Below are 7475 nucleotides of genomic sequence, written 5' to 3' on the forward strand. Positions count from 1 at the left end.
ACGGCGTGCGATCACCGCAGCGACACCTTTGCGCCTTCGCGCCTCTGCGTGAACCTTGCGACATATAGGCCAACGCGTCGGGCGCAGTCCGCAGCCACCAGTGCGTCAGGGCCGTCGTCCCCGCGCCGCCCGCGTGCTCCCATGGCATTGCCGTACCTGACGTTCCCTCTCGCCACGACAGAAATTGGCCGAGAGCTGGATGCCGAAACAAGTTCGGCATGACGAAAGGGGGAAAGGGGGCTTGCTGTGGCTGACCGTTTGCCGTGTGGTCGCCAGTCTAGCGCTGCACGTGACCATCCCACGTGTTGGTCGTCTTGCGCCCGTAGCCGTCCGCCGTTGCGCCAACTCTGTCCTTCTCCCAGGCCGCTAATTGGGCATCATCGGGCGTTCAGGCTTGACAGGGCAGGGCACAAGCCGCTTTTCCGCCGCATTGTTCTGGCAGGGCGCAAGCCTGCCTACGGAGACTGATACCATCATGGACCGCGCCGCCACTGCCGCCAGGATTGCCGAGCTGATCGAGCCCTTCAACAAGAAGGGCGTGGCGATCACCGATGCCACCACCTTTGCCGGCGATCTCGAATGGGACAGCCTGACCGTGATGGATTTCGTCGCCGCGATCGAGGACGAGTTCGACATCATCATCACCATGAACCAGCAGGCCGAGATCGAGACCTATGGCCAGCTGGTCGATGCCGTGAACAAGCTGCAGGGCTGAGCGCACCATGACCGACCTGTTTTCCAAGTTCGACGGCCTGATCGAACAGCGCGCCGCGCTGCTGTCGACCGGGGTGACCGACCCGTTCAATCTCGTGATGGAAAAGGTGATTTCGCCCACCGTCGCGATCTGCAACGGTCGCGAGACGATCCTGCTCGGCACGTACAACTACATGGGCATGACCTTTGACCCCGACGTGATCGCGGCGGGGAAGCAGGCGCTCGACGAATTCGGCTCGGGCACGACCGGCAGCCGCGTGCTCAACGGCACCTATGCCGGGCACCGTGCGGTCGAGGACGCGCTCAAGGATTTCTACGGCATGGACCATGCCATGGTGTTCTCGACCGGGTACCAGGCCAACCTCGGCATCATCAGCACAATGGCGGGCAAGGGTGACTACATCATCCTCGACATCGACAGCCACGCCTCGATCTGGGACGGCTGCAAGATGGGCGACGCCGAAGTCGTGCCGTTCAAGCACAATGACATCGAAGCCATGGAAAAGCGCCTCAAGCGCATTCCCGAAGGCGCGGGCAAGCTGGTCGTGCTCGAAGGCGTCTACTCGATGCTAGGCGACATCGCCCCGCTCAAGGAGATGATCGCGGTGGCCAAGGCGCATGGCGCCATGGTGCTGGTCGACGAGGCGCACTCGATGGGCTTCATCGGGCCCAACGGTCGCGGCGTGGCCGAGGACCAGGGCGTGCTCGACCAGGTCGATTTCGTGATCGGCACGTTCTCCAAGTCGGTCGGCACGGTCGGTGGATTCTGCGTCTCGAACCATCCCAAGTTCGAGATCCTGCGCCTGGTCTGCCGCCCTTACGTGTTCACCGCGTCCTTGCCGCCCAGCGTCGTCCACACCGCGACGACCTCGATCCGCAAGCTGATGCACGCGGCCGACAAGCGCGCGCACCTGTGGGAAAATTCCAAGACTTTGCACGCCGGGCTCACGCAGCGCGGGTTCAAGCTCGGCACCGAGACGCCGCAGAGCGCGATCATCTCGGTCATCATGCCCGACCTGGAGCGCGGCGCGATGATGTGGGAAGCGCTGCTGCACGAGGGGCTCTACGTGAACCTCGCCCGGCCGCCGGCGACGCCCGCGGGGATGACGCTGCTGCGTTGCTCGCTGTGTGCCGCGCATAGCGCGGAGCAGGTCCAGACGATCATCGGCATGTTCGAACGCGCCGGCAAGGCCGTGGGCATCATCTGATGCGCAAGGCGATGGTCGGAGGCGTGGCGACAGCGTTGCTGGCGGTGCCGGGTCTTGCCCGCGCCGCCCCCCAGACGCCTGGACCGGCAACGGCGCAGACACCCGTTCCGCAAGTGACCGTCGTCCCCGCCAGGGCGACGGCGATGGTGGCCGAGCCCTGCACCGCCAGCCGGACCGGCGGCCTCGATTGGGCGGCGGTGTGTCGCTATCAGAAGGCCGACCGCCAGGTGCCGCAGCCGGTGCGCGCCGTGTTCATCGGCGATTCGATTACCGAGTGGTGGTTGACCACCGCGCCGCGGCTGTTTGCCGGCGGGATCGTCGATCGCGGGATTGCCGGGCAGACCAGCCCGCAGATCCTGCTGCGCTTCTACCAGGATGTCGTCCGGCTGCGGCCGCGCGTCGTGCACATCATGTGCGGGACCAACGACGTGGCGGGCAACACCGGCCCGACCAGCCCCGAGGAATACACCGCCAACGTGTTGGCCATGGTCGACTTGGCCAAGGCCAACGGGATTTCGGTCGTGCTGGGCAGCGTGCTGCCGGCCGGCGGGTTCAACTGGCGTGCGGGGATGCAGCCGGCGGGGCAGATCGTCGCGCTCAATGCCTGGCTGCGTGAACTCGCGCGAACACGCGGCCTCGTCTATGCCGATTACCACGGCGCCATGGCGACGCCCGAGGGCGCGATGAAGCCGGGGCTGTCGAGCGACGGGGTGCACCCCAATGCCGCAGGCTATGCGGTGATGGAGCCGATCGCCCGCGCGGCTTTGGCCGAGGCCGAGAAGCCGCGCTGACGACCGGATCGTTGCCGGCTCAGTCGGCGGCGCGGTAGACGACCGGATGAATGTCGGAGAAGTTGGGGACGTCACCCATGACGTCGCCGGTGGCGGGATCGGCGAGGGATGCGTCGATCGCGGCCTGGCTTTCGAAGCGCAGCAGCACCGCGGCGATCCAGGGCTGGCCGCCCGCGGGGAACAGGACTTCGGCTTCGGTCAGGCCGTGCGGGCCCCAGACCTTGTGCACCAGCGGGATGTGCGAGGCGGTGTAGTAATCCGTGTCGAATCGCGCGCCTTCGGTGGCGGGGTAGCTGACGACGATCGTTGCCATGGGCATTCTCTCCGTAGGATTGCGCGCCCTTGATGGGCGCGTCGGGATCAGGGTGTCCTGCCGGCCTTGTCTGGCACGGCTTCGGGGGTCACATCAACCAGGCTTCCGCCATGGTCGTGCCACCCCTCGATACCCTCGCCCAGCCAGAAGACGTGGGGCAGGCCGGTGATTGCCAGCCTGCGGGCGGCATTCCAGCTCATCCAGCAGTCGACCCGGCAGAACAGGACGATCGGGCCCTGCGGCTGCATCCGGCGAAATGCGGAGGCGCGGGCCAGCAGCGCCTGCCATAGCACCGGCTCGGGGTTGCTGCGGCCGGTTTCGGGCAGCCACACAGCGCCGGGTATGGTCTGGTGCGCCATCGCCAGCGACCAGCGACCGGTCGCCGGGTCGCGGTGCCCGCCTTCGGCCGGGAGGACATCGATGAACAAGGTGGAGGCCGGGTGAAGCCGACGCGCCTGGTCGGGTGTGATCGGCTTGGCGGGAGAGGGCAGGCGATCGATCGGAGCGCGGTAGGTATTGCGGCGATAGCCGTCGGCGTCGAAGGCATCGCTTGGCAGGGCCGGGGCTGAGACCTGGGCTGAGACCGGGCCTGAGACCGGGGCCAGGACGGCGCCGGGCGCTGGCGGATCGATCGCGGCCCAAGCGGGAATGCTGCCCGTCGCGCAGGCGACGCCGATGGCGAGCGGCACGGTCCAACTGTGCGTGCGCCGGTGCGCCATCGCCTGCATCCTTCCGCCCGTCTCCGGCCTATTGCGGCACCATGCCCCGCGACAGTCTGTCTTGGCCGATGGTGCTATTGTACGGTGCTGAAAGGCCGGCACAATGCTGCCTTGGTATGACGCAACGGCTCTCCTGGCTCCGCCTCGCAGCGATCTTCATGGCCCCGGGGCTTGCCGTCCCGCTCGCTGCGCCGGCGATCGCCGCGCCTGCCGACCCGCTCAAATCGCCGATGTGGGAAAACCATGCGGCCTGGCTCTTCGGCAAGCAGACCGTGGTCTTCGATCCGGCGGTTCAGGTCCTCATGCCCGACGTCACCGAGAACCAGCGTATCTTTCCGGTGACGGTGGACGCCCGCGCCTTGTCCGGCGTGCAGCGGATCGTCGTGCTGATGGACCTCAACCCGCTGCCGGTGGCGATCGATTACCGTCCGGAAGGGGCGCTGGCCTATGTCAGCCTGCGCATCAAGCTCGACCAGCGCACGCCGGTTCGCGCGGCGGTGCTGACGGCCGACGGCGTGTGGCACGTAGCGGGGCGCTGGATCGATGCGGCGGGTGGGGGCTGTTCGGCGCCGCCTGTCAGCCGGGTCAAGGGCGACTGGGCGCAGCATCTGGGCGAATTGCGCGGTCGCCTCTGGCGCGAAGCGGAAGACCAGCGGCTGCGCGTGCTCGTCCGCCATCCAATGGATACGGGAATGGTCGACAACATTGCCGCCTACAACCTCGAGACAATGACGGTGCGCAGCGCCGACGGCGTGATGCTGGGGACCATGACGATCAACGGCTCGGTTTCGGAAGACCCGGCCTTCACCGTGCTTCTGCCCAAGGAGACGAAAGGGGCGGTCGCGGTGCATCTTGCCGACACCAACGGGCGCACCTTCGATGGAAAGGTATCCGCACCATGATCCTGTCGCGTCGTGGTGCACTGGGCCTGCTGGCCGCAGCGCCACTGGCCTTGCCGGCGGCAACCTGGCCGACCGGGGCGAATGCGGAGACCTTTGCCGGGCGCTATGCCATCGTGCCGCAGCCGATCGGTGACGGCATCTGGCTGGTGCGCGGCGCGGACGAGGCCATCGCCTTTGAAAACGGCGGTGCCATCGCCAATGCCGTTATCCTTGCCTGCCCGGAAGGCGGCGCCGTGCTGTTCGATTGCGGGCCTTCGTTCAACTATGCGCGCGCGCTGGCGGGCGAAGCTGAGCGCCTGACGCATGGACCCGTGCGCCGGGTGTTCATCAGCCACCTGCACCCGGATCATGCGCTGGGGCTGGCGGCGTTCGATCCCGCCATCGTCAGCGCGCTGCCGGCGACGCGTGCCGACCTGCTGCGCGATGCCAACGGCTTTTCCGACGCGATGTATCGCATTCTGGCAGACTGGATGCGCGGGACCAGCGTGGCCCAGCCGGGCATGACGGTCGAGCCGGGACGGCTGACCGTCGGCGGCCGGGCGCTCACCGCCATGGCCATGGCGGGCCATTCCGGCGGAGATCTCGTGCTCGTCGACGAGGCGAGCGGGACCGTGCTGGCAGGTGACCTCGTGTTCCACGATCGCGCGCCGGCGACCCCGCATGCCGATCTCGCATTGTGGCACAAAAGCCTCGATACGCTGGCGGCCCTGCCACGGCGGCAACTGGTGCCCGGACATGGGCCGCTCGACACCGACGGCAGCGCGATCGCGCAGACCCGCGACTGGCTCGATTGGCTCGATACGGCGTTGCATGCCGCGGTGGCGCAGGGGATGGACATGACCGACGCGGGCCAGATGCCGATCCCTGAAAAATTCGCATCCGTGAAGATGGCGCGCTATGAGTTGCAGCGCAGCGTCGCGCATTTCTACGCCCGGATCGAGGAGGCCACGCTGCCGCGGATCGAGGGCTGAACCCGCAGCAGCGTTTGCGCAAGATAAGCGCAGGTCCTCGTGGCGGCGGGGGCCCATCCGAGACCTACTTCACATGATGGGCCGTCGCCGCTTGGGCACGCTGCCGGTCTCGAGTTCCGCCGTGTGGTTAACCGTTGCGGCGGGTCAGGGGCGGGCCGCGATCGTGCGCTCGCACTGCTCGGTTGCCGCGTTCTTGCCGCCGTTGCCGCCGAGCATGGTTGCGGCTGCGAAGCCTGCGACGACCAGCAGCACGAAGCCGATCGTGACGAGGCCGAGATATTTGTCGATGAAGCGCTTGATCGGGGCACCGAACAGGCGGAACAGCACGCCCACGATCATGAAGCTAATCGAGCGCGAGACCACGCTTGCCAGCAGGAACGGCACCAGCGGCATGCCGATGAAGCCGGCGGTGATGGTCAGCAGCTTGAACGGAATCGGAGTCGCGCCCTTGAGGACGATGATCTCCACACCGTATTCGCGCAGATAGCACGCAGCTTTCGGAAAACTTTCAGCCAGATGCAGCGCCGTCAGCAGTTGCGTGCCGATGCTGTCGTACAGGAAGTACCCGATGGCGTAGCCCAGCAAACCGCCGATCACCGATCCGGCCGTTGCGAAGGCGGCATAGCGCACCGCCTGCCTGGGACGTGCAAGGCACATCAGGCCGAGCAGCGGATGGGGCGGGATCGGAAAGAAGCTGGCTTCCATGAAGGCGAACAGGAAAAGCCACCAGTGGGCCTGCGGATGGGCGGCCTTGGCCATGGTCCAGTCGTAGAGGCGGCGTAGCATCGGACAACTCCGGTCAGGTCAAGGCAGGCGCGAGCCTAGGCTCAGGCGCCGTTCCTAGTGCAGTGCACAAAAAATCGCCAGTCCGCTTGGGTGCGCCGGAATTGCCAGATTGGCACCAAATGGCCGCATCCCGCGGGGAAATGCGACGAGCCGGGAGACAGAATGGCACGACGTTGCAATTTTTTCGGGAACCCGTTCCAGCTTGTGGCATTACAGGCTGCACATGAGGGTGGTTTAAGCCGGGAAATGAAGCGATGACAACTGATGTAGTTGTTTTTCTGCAACAGTTCGCGTGCGTGTCCGCTTGCATGGGGATAACGGAACCGGTAGATAACCGCCACGACGTGGCATGATCTCGTACAAAAGGGGAAACGTAATGCGGAAACTGATCCTGGGCCTCGCCCTTGCATCAAGCGCAATCGCGACGCCCGCTCTTGCTAAGGACAAGAGCTGGTATGTCGAAGCCGACGGCGGCGCGATGATCGTCGAAGATTCGGATCACGACGTGAACGGCACCAACAACGCCGTCACCACCAGCACCAAGACCGGTTACGACTTCGGTGGTATCGTCGGTTACGACTTCGGCGCGTTCCGCCTCGAAGCCGAAGGCAGCTATCGCCGCGCTCGCTTCGACAGCGCTCGCAACAACATCACCGGCACCGTGTTCAACCGTGACGACGGCCGCATCGGCGGCAGCCAGAGCGCTCTGAGCTTCATGGTCAACGGCCTGCTCGACTTCGGTCCGGACGACGGCCTGCAGGGCTTCGTCGGCGGTGGTGCCGGTGTCGCCAAGGCGAAGTACTACATCGCCACGCCTTCGTTCCTGGTCGACGACTCGCAGACCAAGTTCGCATGGCAGGTCCTGGCGGGCGTTCGCGCTCCGCTCAGCAGCCACGTCGACGTGGGTGTCAAGTACCGCTTCTTCAACGTCAACGACGTGAACCTCGTCGGCACCTCGGGCTCGCTCGCTGGCGCCAACCTGAACACCCGCTGGCGCTCGCACTCGATCCTCGGCACGCTGACCTACAACTTCGGTGGCCAGGAAGAAGCGCCGCCGCCGCCGGTGTGCAA

At 66.1% G+C, this 7475-nt stretch carries 9 protein-coding genes; 6 read left to right on the forward strand and 3 right to left on the reverse strand.

The window, feature by feature from the left end:
• Nucleotides 1-475 precede the first annotated feature (475 nt).
• Genes V7Q48_RS18115 through V7Q48_RS18125 form a run of 3 tightly spaced genes read left to right on the forward strand, consistent with a single transcriptional unit; the run spans nucleotide 476 to nucleotide 2713 of the window.
• A complete protein-coding gene (locus V7Q48_RS18115; RefSeq protein ID WP_333840634.1) occupies nucleotides 476-715 on the forward strand; it encodes an acyl carrier protein in 240 nt (79 codons plus the stop codon).
• 7 nt (nucleotides 716-722) lie between these two features.
• Nucleotides 723-1922: a serine palmitoyltransferase gene (spt, locus tag V7Q48_RS18120; RefSeq protein ID WP_333840636.1), complete on the forward strand. Its 1200-nt coding sequence runs from the start codon at nucleotides 723-725 to the stop codon at nucleotides 1920-1922.
• Between the two features lie 23 nt (nucleotides 1923-1945).
• Nucleotides 1946-2713 carry an SGNH/GDSL hydrolase family protein gene (locus tag V7Q48_RS18125; protein WP_333840638.1) on the forward strand — a complete coding sequence of 256 codons (768 nt, stop codon included), beginning with the start codon at nucleotides 1946-1948 and terminating at the stop codon, nucleotides 2711-2713.
• Between the two features lie 19 nt (nucleotides 2714-2732).
• Here V7Q48_RS18125 and V7Q48_RS18130 read toward each other — a convergent pair whose 3' ends face one another.
• Both V7Q48_RS18130 and V7Q48_RS18135 read right to left on the reverse strand, forming a co-directional pair.
• Nucleotides 2733-3026, reverse strand: a complete 294-nt coding sequence (locus tag V7Q48_RS18130; protein ID WP_333840640.1) for an EthD family reductase — start codon at nucleotides 3024-3026, stop codon at nucleotides 2733-2735.
• A gap of 47 nt (nucleotides 3027-3073) precedes the next feature.
• A complete protein-coding gene (locus V7Q48_RS18135) occupies nucleotides 3074-3745 on the reverse strand; it encodes a rhodanese-like domain-containing protein (RefSeq protein WP_333840642.1) in 672 nt (223 codons plus the stop codon).
• Nucleotides 3746-3861: 116 nt separating this feature from the next.
• Between V7Q48_RS18135 and V7Q48_RS18140 the strand changes: the two genes are divergently transcribed.
• Both V7Q48_RS18140 and V7Q48_RS18145 read left to right on the forward strand, forming a co-directional pair.
• Entirely contained in the window at nucleotides 3862-4647 is a 786-nt protein-coding gene (locus V7Q48_RS18140; protein WP_442947162.1) for a quinoprotein dehydrogenase-associated SoxYZ-like carrier, read from the forward strand.
• Entirely contained in the window at nucleotides 4644-5618 is a 975-nt protein-coding gene (locus tag V7Q48_RS18145) for a quinoprotein relay system zinc metallohydrolase 1 (RefSeq protein ID WP_333840644.1), read from the forward strand. Before V7Q48_RS18140 ends, V7Q48_RS18145 begins: the two co-directional genes overlap by 4 nt.
• Before the next feature lie 144 nt (nucleotides 5619-5762).
• On the opposite strand, the gene V7Q48_RS18150 is transcribed toward V7Q48_RS18145, so the two are convergent.
• Nucleotides 5763-6404 carry a YqaA family protein gene (locus tag V7Q48_RS18150; protein WP_333840646.1) on the reverse strand — a complete coding sequence of 214 codons (642 nt, stop codon included), beginning with the start codon at nucleotides 6402-6404 and terminating at the stop codon, nucleotides 5763-5765.
• A 376-nt stretch (nucleotides 6405-6780) separates the two neighbouring features.
• On the opposite strand from V7Q48_RS18150, the gene V7Q48_RS18155 reads away from it, so the two are divergent.
• Nucleotides 6781-7475 (forward strand): outer membrane protein (locus tag V7Q48_RS18155; RefSeq protein ID WP_333840649.1); only part of this gene is annotated, 695 nt, incomplete at its 3' end.

Origin of the sequence: Novosphingobium sp., assembly GCF_036803765.1 — a bacterium.
Classification (GTDB): Bacteria; Pseudomonadota; Alphaproteobacteria; order Sphingomonadales; family Sphingomonadaceae; genus Novosphingobium.

Coding starts and splice junctions, on each gene's coding strand:
- V7Q48_RS18145 (WP_333840644.1), top strand. CDS start 4,644: ATGATCCTGTCGCGTCGTGGTGCACTGGGCCTGCTGGCCGCAGCGCCA.
- V7Q48_RS18150 (WP_333840646.1), bottom strand. CDS start 6,404: ATGCTACGCCGCCTCTACGACTGGACCATGGCCAAGGCCGCCCATCCG.
- spt (WP_333840636.1), top strand. CDS start 723: ATGACCGACCTGTTTTCCAAGTTCGACGGCCTGATCGAACAGCGCGCC.
- V7Q48_RS18130 (WP_333840640.1), bottom strand. CDS start 3,026: ATGGCAACGATCGTCGTCAGCTACCCCGCCACCGAAGGCGCGCGATTC.
- V7Q48_RS18140 (WP_442947162.1), top strand. CDS start 3,862: ATGACGCAACGGCTCTCCTGGCTCCGCCTCGCAGCGATCTTCATGGCC.
- V7Q48_RS18135 (WP_333840642.1), bottom strand. CDS start 3,745: ATGGCGCACCGGCGCACGCACAGTTGGACCGTGCCGCTCGCCATCGGC.
- V7Q48_RS18115 (WP_333840634.1), top strand. CDS start 476: ATGGACCGCGCCGCCACTGCCGCCAGGATTGCCGAGCTGATCGAGCCC.